We start from the raw sequence: 16113 nt of genomic DNA, 5'->3' as shown, positions 1-16113 counted from the left end.
GAACCGGCTTGACAGACCGCTTTATGCGAAAACTGCACTATGAGAGTAATGTTGCACCCGAGTTGAGGTGATGCAGTTGTTCCCCTTTGGTGATATTTTCCCCATTATTTTGATGAACATCGAGATTATGCTGCGGGAGCCCATCTTCTGGCTGGTGGTGGTCCTGGTGGGCATGCAGTACCGCCGCATGCAATCCCTGCGGGAAGAGTTTTACGGCGTGCCGCTGAAGTCCAACTGGAATGAAATAGGCACCGCCATCATCCTGGGGTTGCTGGGCGGCTTGTTGGGCAGCATCATCATGGTCTTTATCGGGGTGACGCTCACGGGTTCGGGGCTCATGTACATTTGGCCCCTGGCCATATTGCTCATGCTCATCAACGCGCGGTTTATCTGCTTTGCCTACGCCGGGGGCATTCTGGCGCTTGCCAAGATTTTATTCGGCTTTCCACAGGTGAATGTTCCCCAGGTGCTGGCCCTGGTGGCCGTGCTGCACATGGTGGAAAGCGTGCTGATTTTTTTCAGCGGTCACCTCGGAGCGATTCCCGCTTTTTTCCGGGACCGGGCCGGCCGGGTGGTGGGCGGGTTTACTTTGCAGAAGTTCTGGCCCATTCCCATAGCCGCCCTGGCATTTGTGGCGGGCATGGAGGTTCCCCCGGGCAGCATTGATATGCCCGAATGGTGGCCGCTGATCCGGCCCGAGGCGGCGAATGCGGAAAATATTATCTACACCCTTATCCCCGTAGTGGCCGCGCTGGGATACGGGGACATGGCCATTGCCCGGGATCCGCGCCGGAAAAGCCGGATTTCCGCCGGCTACCTGGCCCTGTACAGCGCCGCGTTGCTGGTGCTGGCGGTGCTCTCCGACCGCTCCACGCTGCTGGCGGTGGCGGCGGCTCTGTTTTCACCCCTGGGCCACGAAGCGGTGATTAACATCGGGCGGCGGCTGGAGTTGCGGGACCCGCCCGTTTACGTGCCCCACCCGGAGGGATTGGCGGTACTGGACGTGGTTCCCGAGTCCCCCGCCTGGAATGCGGGGATGCGCTCGGGTGACCTGGTGCTGGCGATAAACGGTGTGCCGGTGCGCAGCCGGGCCGACCTGGCGGCCATGTTGTATGCGATTACGCCGCCCCTGCAGGTGGATTTTTGGAGCCGGCGGGGACGGCGTTCCCGGCGCGAGTTGCTTGCTTACGACGACGAGGGGCAGCCGCTGGGCATCATGCCGGTGCCCGAGGGTCACGAAGAGGCGGGCGTTATGGAAATGAGCACCGCCGGGCCCCTGGGTCGCTGGTGGGGCGACTTTTGGCGGCGTTTGCAAAAATAAATCGGTGCCACAAATTATACGTTGACACCTTTCCCCGCCGGGGGATATAATTTAACCAAAGCGGGCCAGGGAGGCCCTGGGGCGAACGTTAAATGACCACGGAGGTCGAAGCGCCGCGTATATGCGTGTGACCGAGGTGGTCTTATGGCTTTTTACGGGTATTTTTACTGGAGGTGAATATTTATGTGCGAAGCCAATGCTTACCTGCGTCAGGAAGGTAAAGAGGAAATGTTTATGGAAATGGTGGATAAGGTGACCCCCGGGGAGGACGGGCTGGTGCTGGAAGATATTTTCGGTCGCCGCAAGATTATCAAGGCCAGGATTGCCGAGCTGGCCCTGGTGGACCATCGGATTATCCTGGAAAAGCAAGAATAAACGGACTGAACGGACCTGACCCGCCGGCGGCAATTCAACCGCGGCGGGTTTTCGGTTTTTGAGTGGAGGATTTTTGCATCACGGGCAGAAGATTTAAAAGTAGCCTGTAAAATAACTGAACTAAGCAACCTCAGTGTAGAATCGCAACATTTCAACACCCGGCACCAAATCAGGCCAACGGGAGAGAATCAAAAACCATGCTTAAACCGATGCGTTTTGTCACCAGGAACCGGCAAAAGATTATTGAATATGAACAACTGCTGGCCCCCTATGCATTTATTCCCGTGGAACTCAATGTCCGTGAGCCCCAGGGGGATGACCAGCGGGAAATAGTGCGCGGCAAGGTGCTCATGGCCTTTGCCGAAAAGCGGGCCCACCTTTTCGTGGACCATACCGGGATCAGTATCGAAGCCTGGAACGACTTGCCGGGGGGGCTGAGCCGGGAAATATGGGGCCAACTGGGAGTGTCCGGTTTTCTGAGGCTGATGCAGTGTGAAACCAACCGGCGGGCCGTGGTGCGGACCATCATCGGTTACTGCTGCAGCCGGCGCATCCATATATTCGAGGCCGAGATGCAGGGCACCATCGCCACCGAGCCGGCCGGACCCGCTGATACCTGGGAATGCCTGTTTATCCCCGAAGGTTATGATAAGCCCCTGGCTACCATACCGTTGGAAGAAAAGAACCGGATTTCGGCCCGCAGCCGGGCGGCGCAGCGTTTTAAGGAATTACTGGCTCGCAAGGCGGTGAGACCGTGATGAATTACGACAAATTGATGGATGAGCTGGCCCAGGACATCCGGGAAAAGAAAATCATTCCCTTTGTGGGCGCCGGCATGTCCCGCAATCTGGGACTGCCGGAGTGGGAAGTGTTGATGGCCAAAGTGGCCGAGGACCTGGACATTGATCCCGATATATTGGCCCTGCACGGGGATTTTCTGCAGATTGCCGAGTATCACATCATATGCCATGGCGGGAGCAAAAACCGCATCAGCAAGATCATTGACCGCAACCTGCGTTCCATTGAAGTGGACATCGGCGCTTCCAAGGTACATAAATGTCTGATTGACATGAGCTTTCCCAAAATATATACCACGAACTTTGATGAAATGATTGAGATGGCCTTCCGGTATCACGGCGTGCCGTATTGTGTGATTGCCACCCTGGATGATATCCTGAACGCGCCGGACAACGGGACCCAGATCGTCAAGTTCCACGGCACCCTGGACCTTGATGAAACCCTGGTGATCAGTGAAACCGATTACCATAACCGGCTGGATATGGAGGGGCCCTTGGACATAAAGCTGCGCGCGGACTTGCTGGGCAAGACCGTGCTGTTTTTGGGTTACAGCTTTCGGGATCTCAATATCCGCTACATGTGGAGCAAATTGTTCCGGGTGATGCAGGCCAACTGCAAGGCATACATGGTGACCATGAAACCCAACTACGTTTTTGAAACGATCTACGGCAAAAAGGGTATGAAATTCATTTGCCTGGATTCGGATAATTTTTCCGCCGACTTCACCGAGTTTATGCAGGACCTGCGGGACCGGGTGCTGCAAAAGTAAGGTGTTTGCCAATGAACGATAAACTGACCAGGTGGAACGAGGTTAAACAGGTGTGCCTGCGGTGCCGGGCCTGCCCGCTGGCGGCCCGGCGCACCAATGTGGTGTTCGGGGAGGGCGTGCTGGAGTCGCGGGTGATGTTCGTGGGTGAGGGGCCGGGGGAGCAGGAAGACCTGCAGGGCCGCCCGTTTGTGGGCCCGGCCGGGCAATTGCTGGACCGGATGCTGGATGCCATCGGCCTGGACCGGCAAAAAAACGCCATGATCTGCAACATCGTCAAGTGCCGCCCGCCCGGCAACCGCACGCCCACCGTTGAAGAGGGGGAAAGGTGCCTGCCCTTCTTGAGGGCGCAGGTGGACATAGTGCGGCCCGGTATCATTGTCTGCCTGGGGGCCACGGCGGTGCGGCACATCATCCACCCCGAGGCGCGCATTACCAGGCTGCGGGGGCAGTGGACCGAACGCAAGGGATTCTGGATCACCGCCACCTATCACCCCGCCGCTCTGTTGCGGGACCCTTCCCGCAAGGCCGAGGCCTGGGCGGATTTGCAATCCATCCGGGCCAAGATGGAGGAACTGGGTTTGGTATAGGCGCGTAGATTCGCAAGCGCAGCGGGGAACAAACCGATCCCGCAGGAAAACCGCTTTCAGGTTAATACCATTTATTTTAAAAATTTGCTACCTGCTTGTGGTGAGAAGACTCGCCGGGTTTGGTCTCTCCGGCGACAGGGTTGTCATTGTCTTCAAAATGGCCGGGCCAGGCCGTTACCCCCTCTCTTTTCGCCTGGTCAATCAGCGCCATGTAGCGCCGTTCCGTAGCGTTAATATGATGCACGGCATAATCTATTAAACTGCTGTCCACAAAGTTCAAATCGTGCAGGGCCTGCTTCCAGGCCCTTTTGGCTTCATTGACGGCCTCCGGCAGCCCGGGGGGTTCTTTTTTTAACGGGGTGAGCCATAGTAAAAAGCGGTCCAGGTATTTTTTATACATTGAAAGCACCTCCCAAAAAATACCTATGCGGTGGTTAAGTGGTTTAGAAGGACCTCTTAATGGGGCTTTGTGGAAATTTTTGTTGTATGGCGCTGGAGATGCTGAAGCAATGGCAACCAGAAAATACCTGTTTTAAAAAGTGATTATTTTTCTTTTACGGGTGCAGCATATATAAGGATAGCATTTTGGTGGTCGGTGGTCAGTGATTGGTGGTCAGTGGTCGGTCATGGGTTTGGGAAAACGGCCCTGGAGGCAAGTGTATGAACAGGATTAAATTGCTATTCTTATTGGTCTGTGTCCTCATTTTTGCACTTTTGTCGGCGGGCTGCAGCAGGGAACCGAAGCGCAAGCCCGCCGAGCCGCCGGTGAAGATTGCCTTCGCCCTGGCGGATATGAACCGGGACGGCAATAAAACCATAAAAAAAGTAGTGGATGAGCAGAAGAAAAGGGCAAACGTCAACGTGACCTGGCTGGATGCCCGTAACGACCCGGCAGAGCAGCAAAAACAACTCGATGAACTGGCCAAGAAAAAAGTGAAGGCGGTGGTGCTGCAGCCGGTGGACCCCGGAACGGCGCCGGCGCTGGTGGAAAAGTTGGCGCGGTCGGGGATTAAAGTGGTGGTATTGGAGAATTTGCCGGTCAGTACGCCGCTGGACGGTTACATAGCTTCCGACCACAATATGATCGGGCGGCTGCAGGCCCGGTTCGTCCTGGAGGCGCTGCGCCGGGCCGATGAGGTGCAGAGCGGCAAGATGACTCCCCCGCCGGCGGGCGGCCAGGGCGGGCAGGGGGCGGCACCCGGTGCGGTGGATTACAGTGTTTTGGCCCAGTTGCCCAAGCAGCGCCCCCTGAACGTGGTAATATTGCGGGGTGACCCGCGGGACCAAATGGCCCGGGAAATTACCGCCGCCAACCTGGCCGCGCTGCAAGGGGAGAAAGATATCAAAATTTTGGGGGTTTATGATCATCCCCGCTGGGACCCTGCTGCAGTTCCCGCCGACCTGGCGGAAATTATGGGCCGGGGTGAACGCATCGATGTGATATTGGCCAACGACAGCACCCTGGCCATGGCGGCGGTGGAGTACCTGAAACTGGGCGGTTATGAGAAAAATGTTTTGACCGCGGGCGCGGGGGCCGATGAAAAAGCGTCCCGGGCGCTGGTCAGCGGCGAACACGATGCCGAGGTGGACGTGCAGCCTGAAATGCTGGGGCACTTTGCCCTGGAAGCGGCCGGTGATCTGGCCCGGACCGGCCACTGGCAGTACAGCGCCCGGGTGGAAAACGGGGACTACAGTGTGCCGGCCCGCATTGTGCCGGTGCGGTTGGTGACCGCGAAAAACGCTTACCTGCTGGAGCAGCGCTGGAAAGAACTGAAAAAAGCCCGGAAAGAGGAAGAAAAACCGCAGCAGGAGCAGCAGGGTCAACAGCAAGGCGGGCAACAGGCACAGCAGGGCGGTCAGCAAGGGCAGCAGGGCGGCCAGGGTCAGCAAGGCGGAAAAGGCAAAACCATTTTGAAAATAACCACCCAGGACGGTAAAACCATGGAAGTTGAGATTGACGGCGAGGTCAAGAAAATAGAATCAGGCCAACAAAAACAGGGCGGCCAGCAGGGCCAGTGAAGTAAAAGGGGACAGGCTACTTTTTGTGGCAAATTTACCCAGCAAAAGGGGACAGGCTACTTTTTGCGGTAAATATTACCATGAAAAGTAGCCTGTCCCCTTTTGCTGGTAAAATTATCCTGGAAAAACAGCCTGTCCCCTTTATGCATTTTTTGCCATTGCCCGTTGTGATATAATTTAGCCGGGGTGAATGATAAATGCAATTTCAATTGAAATCCTCCTACGAGCCCCGGGGCGACCAGCCAAAGGCCATCGACCGGCTGGCGGAGGGGCTCAATGACGGACTGAAACACCAGACCCTGCTGGGGGTGACCGGCAGCGGCAAAACATACACCATGGCCCAGGTGATCCAGCGGGTGCAGCGCCCCACCCTGGTGCTGGCCCACAATAAGACCCTGGCGGCCCAGCTGTGCAGCGAGTTCAAGGAGTTTTTCCCCGATAACGCGGTGGAATATTTCGTCAGCTATTACGACTATTACCAGCCAGAGGCGTATATTCCCCAGACCGATACCTATATCGAAAAGGACTCCTCCGTCAACGACGAGATTGACAAGCTGCGCCACTCGGCCACCTGCGCTCTGTTCGAGCGCCGGGACGTGATCATCGTGGCCAGCGTATCCTGTATTTACGGCCTGGGCGACCCGGAGCAGTACAGCACCCTGGTGCTTTCCCTGCGCAAAGGCGGCGAATACGACCGTGATTCTGTGCTGCGCCGGTTGGTGGACATCCAGTACGAACGCAACGACGTTAACTTTACCCGGGGCACCTTCCGGGTGCGGGGCGATGTGTTGGAAATATTCCCGGCGGGCAATTCCGAGCGGGCCATCCGGGTGGACTTCTTCGGGGACGAAATTGAGCGCTTGCTGGAGTTCGATGTGCTCACCGGCGAGATCACCGGGGAGCGGCACCATGTTTCGGTTTTCCCCGCCAGCCACTACGCTATCTCCCGGGAGCGGATGGAGAGTGCCATTGCCCGGATCGAGGAGGAACTGGAGCAGCGGCTGGTTGAATTACGCCAAAAGGACAAGCTGCTGGAAGCCCAGCGGTTGGAACAGCGCACCCGGTATGATATCGAGATGATGCGGGAAATGGGCTTTTGCAGCGGCATCGAAAACTATTCCCGGCACCTCACCGGGCGCCGGCCCGGCGAACCGCCCTACACGTTGCTGGATTATTTCCCCGATGATTTTTTAATGATGATCGACGAATCCCATGTAAGCATTCCCCAGGTACGGGCCATGTACGCCGGGGACCGCTCCCGCAAGGATTCGCTGGTGGAGCACGGCTTCCGCCTGCCATCGGCCTTCGATAACCGCCCGCTGACTTTCGAAGAATTCGAGCGGCGGTTGGGGCAGGTCATCTACGTGTCCGCCACCCCCGGCCCTTACGAACTGGAACACAGCGACCAGGTGGTGGAGCAGATCATCCGGCCCACCGGGCTGGTGGACCCGGAGCTGTTTGTGCGGCCCACCCGGGGGCAGATTGACAACCTGATCGGCGAGATTAACCGCCGGGTAACCGCCAACGAGCGGGTGCTGGTGACCACCCTGACGAAAAAGATGGCCGAGGACCTCACCGACTACCTGCGGGAAACGGGCATTCGGGTGCGCTACATGCACTCGGAAATCAACACCATCGAAAGGATGGAGATTATCCGGGACCTGCGGCTGGGCGCCTTCGACGTGCTGGTGGGCATCAACCTGTTGCGGGAGGGCCTGGACTTGCCCGAGGTCAGCCTGGTGGCCATACTGGACGCCGACAAGGAGGGTTACCTGCGTTCCGAGCGCTCGCTGATCCAGACCATCGGCCGGGCGGCCCGCAACGTGAACGGGCGGGTGATACTCTACGCCGACCGGATTACCGATTCCATGCGCCGGGCCATTGATGAAACCGAGCGCCGCCGCAAGCTGCAGCAGGAGTTTAACATGAAGCACGGCATCACGCCGCAAACCGTACACAAAAACGTGCATGAGGTTATCGAGGCCACCAGGGTGGCCGAAGCGCCGGCGGTTTACGACACCGGCAAGAAAAAGGGCAAACTTACCAAAAAGGAAATCAAACAGGTGCTGGCCCGGCTGGAGAAGGAAATGCGCGAGGCCGCCCGGCGGCTGGAATTCGAGCAGGCCGCCCAATTGCGGGACGCCATCATCGAGCTGCGCCTCGAACTGCGCGGCCGTGATAAACGCATAACCCCGGCGGTGGGCGACAATTAACCCTGGTGCCGGGTGTTGAAATGTTGTGATTCTCTGATAAAAACCGGAGCAAGGTTGATTCCATAAATTTCCTTTGGTATAGTAAGGAAAAGAGTAAGAACTACGGGGTCGGACTTAAACTTAATTAAACTAACTACAAAAACAATATATTTTGATAAATAGATTATTTCGTCATAATTAAGCCTGACCCTGTTATGAAAGGAGAATCCGCCTTGCAATATGAACTGGTTAAGCTCACCAGCAAGGGGCAACTCACCCTGCCCAAGGAATATCGCGACAAGCTGTGCCTGGAAAAAGGCTCCCACCTGGCCGTGGCCATGAAGGGCGATACGCTGATGCTGAAAAAAGTTTATACTGTAAAGCCTTTAAGTGACAGTGACCCTATTTGGGACATGGTAGGGATGTTTGAGGATTGCAGCGGCGCCGCCGGGGTTGCGGCGGATCACGACGCCTGTGCCGTGGAAGGGGTGACGGCCGGATGGAAAAAATACTGATGGACTCGGGGGCGGTGTTTGCCCTGCTCTGCCGCAGTGACAAAAACCATGCACCCGCCCTGGCCGGCCTGCGTAAATTGCAGAAACAGCGGGCGCTGCCCGTCCTTACCAATTATTTGCTGGCGGAAACCCACGCCTTGCTGTCCGCCCGCCTGGGGCCGGACGCGGCCCGGATGTGGGTGCGGCACAACATTTGGCCGGTGGAGCGGGCCACCGAAGAGGACGAAAAACGGGCCCGGGAGATACTGCTTAGCGGCCGGGGCGGGGACTGCACTTTCACCGACGCGGTCAGCTTCGCAGTAATGGAGCGGCTGGGTGTAGACACCGCTTTCACCTTTGACGAAAACTTCGCCCGCTACGGCTTTAACACGGCGGAAACGGTTTAAACTTTCTTAATCTCGTACTTACAGACCATCAAATAACTGAGCAGCATCATGCCCAGGGCCACCAGGTAAGGATGAATGCCCATCCTGGTTTGCCACAGCGTCAACAGGGCCATCAAAAAACCGGCCACGGTTATCGGCAGGCCGACAAAAATGTCGGTATAATTGAGAATGTTGAACCGGGCCAGCCGGTAAACCCCGCAGGTAACAAAGATGATGGTCGCAATAAAGCCCAGCACGGCTGTTTCGGTGAAACTGACCATGAATATGGTGATGGCCGGAGCAATACCAAAGGTGATTGCGTCAGCCAGTGAATCCAGTTGTTTACCCATTTCACTGGTTAACTGGTATTTACGGGCCACCTGGCCGTCCAGGCGGTCGAATACAGCCCCGATAATGATGAACAACCCGGCCAGGCTGAAATACCCGTAGTAAGCGGATATTATGGCACCTATTCCCAGGTTTATATTGCATAAAGTCAATATATTGGGCAGCGAGTTAATCATTATTCAACACTCCTATGACGGTTATTCCCGCTTGCACTTTTTGCCCGGTTTGCACCCGGAGCTCGACGCCGGCGGGAACAATTATTTCCGTGCACGAGCCGAACTTAATCAGGCCGAAAATTTGGCCCTGGTGCAAAAAATCGCCCTTTCGGTTGTAGAAAACGATCCGCCTGGCCACAAAACCGGTAATCTGGTGTACCAGCACCTTTAGACGGCTGTTTTCTATGCCCAGGGTGTTTCTTTCATTCAGTTCGGAAGCGTGGCTTTTAAAAGCCGGCAGGTACTTGCCGGGCCTGTATTCGGTGTAGGTGATTTCCCCGCTCACCGGGCTCCGGTTGAAGTGTACGTTGAAAATGGACAGGAAGATGCTTATTTTTATGGCCCTGCCCTTTATGAAGCCGGGCTCGTCGATTTCCTCGATGTACTGGACCGTACCGTCGGCCGGGGATAAAATATGGGTATCATCGGGGGTGACTTGTCGCGGAGGATTGCGGAAAAAAAATAATATGAACACCAGAAGAATGGCCGGTAAAACGGTCAGAACCGGCCAAAGGACATAAAAAACAAGGATGAGTGCTGAAAATATTAAGACATAGGGAATACTTTCCTTGGCAATCATTATATTATAGGTCCCCCTGTTAAAATATATGTTTTTTAATTTTACCACAATGCACACAAAAATGTGTTTAAATGTTTACGTTAAATTTTGCAACGGAGGCAAATCATGCAGGACAAAATAGTGGTCCGGGGCGCCCGCGCTCATAATTTAAAAAACATTAACGTGGAAATCCCCCGGGACAAGCTGGTGGTAATCACCGGCCTGTCCGGGTCGGGCAAATCTTCCCTGGCCTTTGATACTATTTATGCAGAGGGGCAGCGTCGCTATGTAGAATCCCTGTCGGCTTACGCCAGGCAATTTCTGGGGCAGATGAACAAGCCCGACGTGGATTACATTGAGGGACTGTCTCCGGCCATTTCCATTGACCAGAAAACCACCAGCCACAACCCCCGTTCCACCGTGGGCACTGTCACCGAAATTTACGACTACCTGCGCCTGCTGTACGCCCGGGCGGGACGCCCCCATTGCCCGCAGTGCGGCAAGCCCATTGCTCGCCAGACGGTGCAACAAATAGTGGACCAGTTGCTGGAAATGCCCGAAGGCACCCGTTTGCAACTGCTGGCCCCGGTGGTGCGGGGCAAAAAGGGCGAGCACGTCAAGCTGCTGGAGGAAATACGCCGGGAGGGTTTCGTCCGGGTGCGGGTGGACGGCGAGGTGCTCGACGTCAATGAGGACATCAAGCTGAATAAGAATAAAAAGCATACCATTGAAATCGTGGTGGACCGGGTGATTATCCGTCCCGGTTCCGCCAAGCGGCTGGCCGATTCCCTGGAAACCGCCCTCAAACACGGGGGCGGCGTGGCGGTGGCCGCTGTGGTGGACGGCGAGGAAATTGTGTACAGTGAAAATTTCGCCTGTGTCGACTGCGGTATAAGCATTCCGGAAATTGCCCCGCGTCTTTTTTCGTTTAACAGCCCCTTCGGAGCCTGCCCGGATTGCACCGGCCTGGGGTTTAAGATGGAACTGGACCCCGACCTGGTCATTCCCGATAAAAACCTGTCGGTGCGCCAGGGGGCCATCGAACCGTGGCTCAAGAGCCTCAACGGCATGCGTTACCTGGAGGCCGTGGCGGATCATTACGGCTTCGACCTGGACACCCCCGTGCGGGAGATGAAACCCGCCCACCTGGACAAACTCTTGTACGGCACGGGCCGGGAAATTATCAAAATTAATCTGACTGATTCATTCGGCAACAAACATACCTACCGGGTGCCCTTCGAGGGGGTCATCAACAACCTGAGCCGGCGCTACCGGGAAACAAATTCCGACTACATGCGCGAGGAAATAGAGCAGTATATGAGCACCCGGGCCTGTCCGGCCTGTAACGGGGCCCGCCTCAAGCCCGAGGCGCTGGCGGTGAAGATAGGCGGCCTGGCCATTAACGAATTGACCGCCATGCCGGTGCTGGAGGCGCACCGTTTCCTGCAGGAACTGGAACTTTCCGAGCGGGAGCGGTTGATCGCCCGGCAGGTGTTGAAGGAAATCGACGCCCGGCTCGGTTTTTTGATCAACGTGGGCCTTGATTACCTGACCCTGGACCGGGCCGCGGGCACCCTGTCCGGCGGCGAGGCCCAGCGCATTCGCTTGGCCACCCAGATCGGCAGCGGGCTCATGGGCGTTCTGTACATTCTGGACGAGCCCAGTATCGGCCTGCACCAGCGGGATAACCGCCGCCTGTTGGAAACGTTGGAGCGGATGCGGGACCTGGGCAATACCTTGATTGTGGTGGAGCACGATGAGGAAACCATTTATACCGCCGACCACATTATCGACATCGGCCCCGGTGCCGGGGAACACGGCGGTCGGGTGGTGGCCAGCGGCACGGTGGAGGACATCATGGCGGTGCCCGAATCCATCACCGGCCAGTACCTCAGCGGGAAAAAAAGCATCCCCGTGCCCGTGGCCCGGCGACAGCCCAACGGCAAATCGCTGGCGGTGCTGGGGGCCACCGAACACAACTTGAAAAATATCGAAGTGGAAATCCCCCTGGGACTGTTCATTTGTGTCACCGGGGTGTCGGGTTCGGGCAAGAGCACCCTGGTGAATGAGGTCCTGTATAAAAAACTGGCCCAGGAGTTGCACCGGGCCAAGGTCAAACCCGGGGCCTGCCGGGAAATCAAGGGTCTGGAACACCTGGACAAGGTCATCGAGGTGGACCAGTCGCCCATCGGGCGCACGCCCCGCTCCAACCCCGCCACTTATACCGGGGTGTTTACCGATATTCGGGACCTGTTTGCCCAGACCCCGGAGGCCCGGGCGCGGGGCTACCGGCCGGGCCGGTTCAGCTTCAATGTCAAGGGCGGGCGCTGCGAGGCCTGCCGGGGCGACGGTATCATTAAAATAGAAATGCACTTTCTTCCCGACGTTTACGTGCCTTGCGAGGTGTGCAAAGGGCAGCGGTACAACCGGGAGACGCTGGAGATAAAGTACAAGGGGAAAAGCATCTCCGATGTGCTGAACATGACGGTGGAGCAGGCCCTGGAGTTTTTCAAGCACCTGCCCAAAATTCAGCGCAAACTGCAGACCCTGTACGATGTGGGGCTGGGCTATATTCGCCTGGGCCAGCCCGCGCCCGAACTCTCCGGGGGCGAGGCGCAGCGGGTGAAGCTGGCCACCGAGCTGTCCCGGCGGTCCAACGGCAAAACGCTGTACATTCTGGACGAGCCCACCACCGGGCTGCACATCGCGGACATCCACCGCCTGCTCAACGTGCTGCACCGGTTGGTGGACGCGGGGGATACCGTGCTGGTGATCGAGCACAACCTGGATGTCATTAAAACCGCAGATTACATCATCGACCTCGGACCCGAGGGCGGCGACCGCGGCGGCGAAGTTCTGGCCACCGGCACCCCGGAACAAGTCGCCCAATCCCCCGTTTCCCACACCGCCCGCTTCCTCCGCGCCCTCCGGGGTCAGACTTAAACTTAATTAAACTAACTTGCATATTTTGATAAATATACATGCATGCACCCTTTTTTATTAGGAACATATGTACTATAATATAGAGAAAATTACTTTGCGGGGGTGTGTGCATGCCGCGCCGGCCAAGATTGCACATTGCAGGAGCGTTTTATCATGTAATGGCCCGGGGGAACCGCAAGCAGCAGATTTTTTACGGTGATAAAGACTATGAGGTTTACCTGCGACTGATGCGTAAATACAGCCAGCGATACAATGTGGAAGTGCATGGTTATGCTTTGATGCCCAACCATGTACATATGCTGCTAAGAATGGGTGCTGTGCCGATTGCCAAGTTTATGCAGGGATTACAGCAGTCTTATACGCAGTATTTCAACAAGGCCCACTTTACGGTGGGGCATGTTTTCCAGGGGCGCTACAAAAGCCTGTATGTCGATCATGATGAATACTTGCTTGAATTGATACGCTACATCCATATAAATCCCGTTAAGGACGGCCTGGTGGAGGAACCTACCAAGTACCGGTGGTCCAGTCACCGCAGTTATTTTTTAAATAAACCGACTTTTGTTAAGACATCCTATATCAAAAATCTGCTGGCGGAATATGGCGGCACGGTGATTGACGATTACCGGCTGGTGCCCGAGTCGCTTCCCCGACCGGCAGGCGCACCGGATGATTCCGCTACAGTTTCTTGCCGGCAGCTGTTTTTTTCACCTCCCGGTTTACCCGAAATATTGAATGAACTGTGTATGGTGACTAATATCGAACCGGGAGTGGTTTTGAGTTCGGGGCGCACCCAGCAGGCGGTGCTTGCCCGGCGTTTGTTTGCTTACCTGGCCTGCCGTATGGCCGGTTATCCATTAAAGGATGTGGCTGATTATTTAAGCTGCAGCGTAGTTAGTGTTTCCAAATCCCTCAGATGGGTGGAGGAAACTATGGCATCCGATGCAGGAAGCCATATCACAAAAGACATAGAGAGGGTCAAACTTAAACTTGTTTAAACTAACTATAAAAATGATATATATTAATAATTAGGTTAGTTTAAACAAGTTAAAGTCTGACCCCCGAAAAAAAGGGGGGTTGGTGTGCGGGAGAAGCTGGGGAAGTTGCCGGACTGCCCGGGGGTGTATTTGTACCGGGACGGCGACGGGAAAATTATTTACGTGGGCAAGGCGGTGTCTTTGAAAAACCGGGTGCGGTCTTATTTCGGGGCTGCGGCGGCCAAGAACCCAAAGGTGCGGGCCATGATGGAACGGGCCCGGGACCTGGAGTATATAACCACGGACTCGGAGGTTGAGGCGCTGATCCTGGAGTCCAACCTGATCAAGGAGCACCGCCCCCGTTACAATGTTTTTCTCAAGGATGACAAGAGTTATCCTTATTTGAAGGTGACCCTGAACGAGGAATATCCCCGGGTGTTTATCACCCGCCGGGTGGTCAAGGACGGGGCCCGGTACTTCGGTCCTTACACACAGGTGGGGGCGGTGAACGAGACGCTGCGGCTGCTCAAGCGTATTTTCCCGCTGCGCACCTGCAAACAAAAGGAGCCGGCGCCGCGGAGCAGGCCCTGTTTGAACCAGCATATCAAGCGCTGTTTGGGCCCCTGCTGCGGGCTGGCCACCCGGGAGGAATACCGCCGGGTGGTGGACGGGGTGCTGCTGTTTTTGGAAGGTAAGCAGGATGAACTGGTGAAAGACCTCCGGGCGCGCATGGAGCAGGCGGCGGAGAACCTGGAGTTCGAGCGGGCTGCGGAGCTGCGGGATCAGCTGCAGGCGGTGGAGAAGGTTGTGGAAAAACAAAAGGTTGTAATGGCGGACCATAATGACCGCGATGTGATGGCCATGGCCCGCGGTCGGGACGAAGCCTGCGTGATGGTGTTTTTTATACGGGGCGGCAAGCTGATCGGCCGGGAGCACTTTATCCTGGACGGCACCGGGGAGATGGGGCGGGATGAGGTGATTACCGCCTTTATCAAACAGTATTACCTGCAGGCTGAGTTCATCCCCCGGGAAGTGCTGGTGGAGGACGTGGTCCCCGGGGAAATTGAGGTACTGGAACGCTGGCTGACGGAAAAACGAGGCGGGCGGGTTTACCTGGCCAGGCCGCAGCGGGGCGAAAAGAAACAGCTGGTGGACCTGGTGGGCCGCAACGCCCTGCTGGTGCTGCAAGAGGTGGAGGCCGGCCGGGCGGCCCGGAAGGAAGATTTGCGCAAAGCGCTGGAGGAATTGGCGGGTGTGCTGGACCTGAAGGCGCCGCCCCGGCGACTGGAGTGCTACGATATATCCAACACCCAGGGGGCGGAGCCGGTGGCTTCCATGGTGGTGTTTGAGGAAGGCAAGCCTGTGCCGCAGCAGTACCGGCGGTTTAAGATAAAAACCGTGGCCGGCCCGGACGACTTCGCTTCCATGCGGGAGGCGCTGGGCCGGCGCTTTGCCCGGGGCCGGGAGGAAAGGGATTTGGTTAATACCGGGCAAATGTCCACCAAGCAGGCCAAATTTCACCGGCTGCCCGATTTGGTGGTGGTGGACGGCGGCAAGGGTCAGCTTTCCTCCGCGCTGGCGGCCCTGGAGGGGCAGGGCTTCGGGCATATTCCCATCTGCGGGCTGGCCAAGGAGGAAGAATTGATATTCCTGCCGGGTCGGCCCGAGCCCGTGCGCTTGCCCGAAAGCTCGCCGGCTTTGAAAATGCTGCAGCGCCTGCGGGACGAGGCGCACCGCTTTGCCGTGACCTATCACCGCCGGCTGCGGGGCAAGCGCAACTTGAAATCCATGCTGGAGGAAATTGAAGGGGTCGGGGCCAAGCGGCGCAAGGAGCTGCTGCGGGTGTTCGGATCGGTGGAGAAAATCAGGGAGGCCGAACTGGAAGAACTGGCGGCGGTGCCGGGTATGAATCGCCGGGCGGCCCGGGCGGTGTATGATTTTTTCCGGGAGTGACGGGGGTACCGGGTATTGTTGAGGGTACCCGGGGCCGCGGCTGGCTGGCAAAGAAAGAAAAAGGGGACAGACGCCGGTAAAAGGGGACAGGCACCTTTTTCAAAAGGCGAAAAAGGAGCCAGTCCCCTTTTACGGTGCCTGTCCTGAAAAGGTATATTGGGTGCGGGGCGGGTTGTT

General features: G+C 56.8%; 16 protein-coding genes. 12 read left to right on the top strand and 4 right to left on the bottom strand.

Annotated elements, in window-relative coordinates:
• Window positions 1-76: 76 nt before the first annotated feature.
• From BM299_RS07005 to BM299_RS06985, 5 genes are all read left to right on the top strand, one after another.
• Complete coding sequence (locus BM299_RS07005) at window positions 77-1321, top strand: PDZ domain-containing protein (RefSeq protein WP_092482756.1); 1245 nt, start codon at window positions 77-79, stop codon at window positions 1319-1321.
• 183 nt (window positions 1322-1504) lie between these two features.
• On the top strand, window positions 1505-1696 hold the full coding sequence (locus tag BM299_RS07000) for a CooT family nickel-binding protein (protein ID WP_092482755.1): 192 nt from the start codon (window positions 1505-1507) through the stop codon (window positions 1694-1696).
• 197 nt (window positions 1697-1893) lie between these two features.
• A complete protein-coding gene (locus tag BM299_RS06995; protein ID WP_092482754.1) occupies window positions 1894-2454 on the top strand; it encodes a non-canonical purine NTP pyrophosphatase in 561 nt (186 codons plus the stop codon).
• Window positions 2454-3263 (top strand): SIR2 family protein, encoded by an 810-nt coding sequence (locus tag BM299_RS06990; RefSeq protein WP_092482753.1) that lies wholly within the window; start codon window positions 2454-2456, stop codon window positions 3261-3263. Before BM299_RS06995 ends, BM299_RS06990 begins: the two co-directional genes overlap by 1 nt.
• An 11-nt stretch (window positions 3264-3274) precedes the next feature.
• Window positions 3275-3850 (top strand): uracil-DNA glycosylase, encoded by a 576-nt coding sequence (locus BM299_RS06985; RefSeq protein ID WP_092482752.1) that lies wholly within the window; start codon window positions 3275-3277, stop codon window positions 3848-3850.
• A gap of 76 nt (window positions 3851-3926) precedes the next feature.
• Here BM299_RS06985 and BM299_RS06980 read toward each other — a convergent pair whose 3' ends face one another.
• Window positions 3927-4250, bottom strand: a complete 324-nt coding sequence (locus BM299_RS06980) for a hypothetical protein (protein WP_092482751.1) — start codon at window positions 4248-4250, stop codon at window positions 3927-3929.
• A gap of 260 nt (window positions 4251-4510) precedes the next feature.
• Here BM299_RS06980 and BM299_RS06975 point away from each other — a divergent pair, with 260 nt between their 5' ends.
• Entirely contained in the window at window positions 4511-5869 is a 1359-nt protein-coding gene (locus tag BM299_RS06975; RefSeq protein ID WP_092482750.1) for a sugar ABC transporter substrate-binding protein, read from the top strand.
• A 56-nt stretch (window positions 5870-5925) separates the two neighbouring features.
• On the opposite strand, the gene BM299_RS19265 is transcribed toward BM299_RS06975, so the two are convergent.
• Complete coding sequence (locus BM299_RS19265; protein WP_165608218.1) at window positions 5926-6078, bottom strand: hypothetical protein; 153 nt, start codon at window positions 6076-6078, stop codon at window positions 5926-5928.
• Between BM299_RS19265 and uvrB the strand changes: the two genes are divergently transcribed.
• The 3 genes from uvrB (at window position 6067) to BM299_RS06960 (ending at window position 8962) form a co-directional block, all read left to right on the top strand.
• The gene (gene uvrB / locus BM299_RS06970) at window positions 6067-8082 is read left to right on the top strand and encodes an excinuclease ABC subunit UvrB (RefSeq protein WP_092482749.1); all 2016 of its coding nucleotides are present in this window, start codon (window positions 6067-6069) and stop codon (window positions 8080-8082) included. The genes BM299_RS19265 and uvrB overlap by 12 nt on opposite strands.
• A gap of 212 nt (window positions 8083-8294) precedes the next feature.
• Window positions 8295-8576: an AbrB/MazE/SpoVT family DNA-binding domain-containing protein gene (locus BM299_RS06965; RefSeq protein ID WP_165608217.1), complete on the top strand. Its 282-nt coding sequence runs from the start codon at window positions 8295-8297 to the stop codon at window positions 8574-8576.
• Window positions 8561-8962, top strand: coding sequence for a type II toxin-antitoxin system VapC family toxin (locus BM299_RS06960; protein WP_092482747.1), 402 nt, complete (start codon window positions 8561-8563; stop codon window positions 8960-8962). The genes BM299_RS06965 and BM299_RS06960 overlap by 16 nt, the downstream gene beginning before the upstream one ends.
• On the opposite strand, the gene pssA is transcribed toward BM299_RS06960, so the two are convergent.
• Together pssA and BM299_RS06950 are read right to left on the bottom strand one after the other, a co-directional pair.
• On the bottom strand, window positions 8959-9465 hold the full coding sequence (gene pssA, locus BM299_RS06955; RefSeq protein WP_092482746.1) for a CDP-diacylglycerol--serine O-phosphatidyltransferase: 507 nt from the start codon (window positions 9463-9465) through the stop codon (window positions 8959-8961). The two genes, BM299_RS06960 and pssA, sit on opposite strands and share 4 nt — an antisense overlap.
• Window positions 9458-10084 carry a phosphatidylserine decarboxylase family protein gene (locus tag BM299_RS06950; RefSeq protein ID WP_092482745.1) on the bottom strand — a complete coding sequence of 209 codons (627 nt, stop codon included), beginning with the start codon at window positions 10082-10084 and terminating at the stop codon, window positions 9458-9460. Before BM299_RS06950 ends, pssA begins: the two co-directional genes overlap by 8 nt.
• Before the next feature lie 105 nt (window positions 10085-10189).
• Here BM299_RS06950 and uvrA point away from each other — a divergent pair, with 105 nt between their 5' ends.
• From uvrA to uvrC, 3 genes are all read left to right on the top strand, one after another.
• The gene (gene uvrA / locus BM299_RS06945) at window positions 10190-13006 is read left to right on the top strand and encodes an excinuclease ABC subunit UvrA (protein ID WP_092482744.1); all 2817 of its coding nucleotides are present in this window, start codon (window positions 10190-10192) and stop codon (window positions 13004-13006) included.
• Between the two features lie 110 nt (window positions 13007-13116).
• Window positions 13117-14004, top strand: a complete 888-nt coding sequence (locus BM299_RS06940; protein ID WP_092482743.1) for a transposase — start codon at window positions 13117-13119, stop codon at window positions 14002-14004.
• An 84-nt stretch (window positions 14005-14088) separates the two neighbouring features.
• The gene (uvrC, locus tag BM299_RS06935) at window positions 14089-15936 is read left to right on the top strand and encodes an excinuclease ABC subunit UvrC (protein ID WP_092482742.1); all 1848 of its coding nucleotides are present in this window, start codon (window positions 14089-14091) and stop codon (window positions 15934-15936) included.
• Window positions 15937-16113: the final 177 nt, after the last annotated feature.

The organism is Desulfoscipio geothermicus DSM 3669 (assembly GCF_900115975.1).
GTDB classification, from domain to species: Bacteria; Bacillota; Desulfotomaculia; order Desulfotomaculales; family Desulfallaceae; genus Desulfoscipio; species Desulfoscipio geothermicus.
This window is presented reverse-complemented; position numbering and strand designations above follow the sequence as displayed.

Excerpts from the sequence above, each read along its gene's own strand:
- BM299_RS07000 (WP_092482755.1), top strand. The coding sequence starts at position 1,505 with ATGTGCGAAGCCAATGCTTACCTGCGTCAGGAAGGTAAAGAGGAAATG.
- BM299_RS06995 (WP_092482754.1), top strand. The coding sequence starts at position 1,894 with ATGCTTAAACCGATGCGTTTTGTCACCAGGAACCGGCAAAAGATTATT.
- BM299_RS06990 (WP_092482753.1), top strand. The coding sequence starts at position 2,454 with ATGAATTACGACAAATTGATGGATGAGCTGGCCCAGGACATCCGGGAA.
- BM299_RS06985 (WP_092482752.1), top strand. The coding sequence starts at position 3,275 with ATGAACGATAAACTGACCAGGTGGAACGAGGTTAAACAGGTGTGCCTG.
- BM299_RS06980 (WP_092482751.1), bottom strand. The coding sequence starts at position 4,250 with ATGTATAAAAAATACCTGGACCGCTTTTTACTATGGCTCACCCCGTTA.
- BM299_RS06975 (WP_092482750.1), top strand. The coding sequence starts at position 4,511 with ATGAACAGGATTAAATTGCTATTCTTATTGGTCTGTGTCCTCATTTTT.
- uvrB (WP_092482749.1), top strand. The coding sequence starts at position 6,067 with ATGCAATTTCAATTGAAATCCTCCTACGAGCCCCGGGGCGACCAGCCA.
- BM299_RS06960 (WP_092482747.1), top strand. The coding sequence starts at position 8,561 with ATGGAAAAAATACTGATGGACTCGGGGGCGGTGTTTGCCCTGCTCTGC.
- pssA (WP_092482746.1), bottom strand. The coding sequence starts at position 9,465 with ATGATTAACTCGCTGCCCAATATATTGACTTTATGCAATATAAACCTG.
- BM299_RS06950 (WP_092482745.1), bottom strand. The coding sequence starts at position 10,084 with ATGATTGCCAAGGAAAGTATTCCCTATGTCTTAATATTTTCAGCACTC.
- uvrA (WP_092482744.1), top strand. The coding sequence starts at position 10,190 with ATGCAGGACAAAATAGTGGTCCGGGGCGCCCGCGCTCATAATTTAAAA.
- BM299_RS06940 (WP_092482743.1), top strand. The coding sequence starts at position 13,117 with ATGCCGCGCCGGCCAAGATTGCACATTGCAGGAGCGTTTTATCATGTA.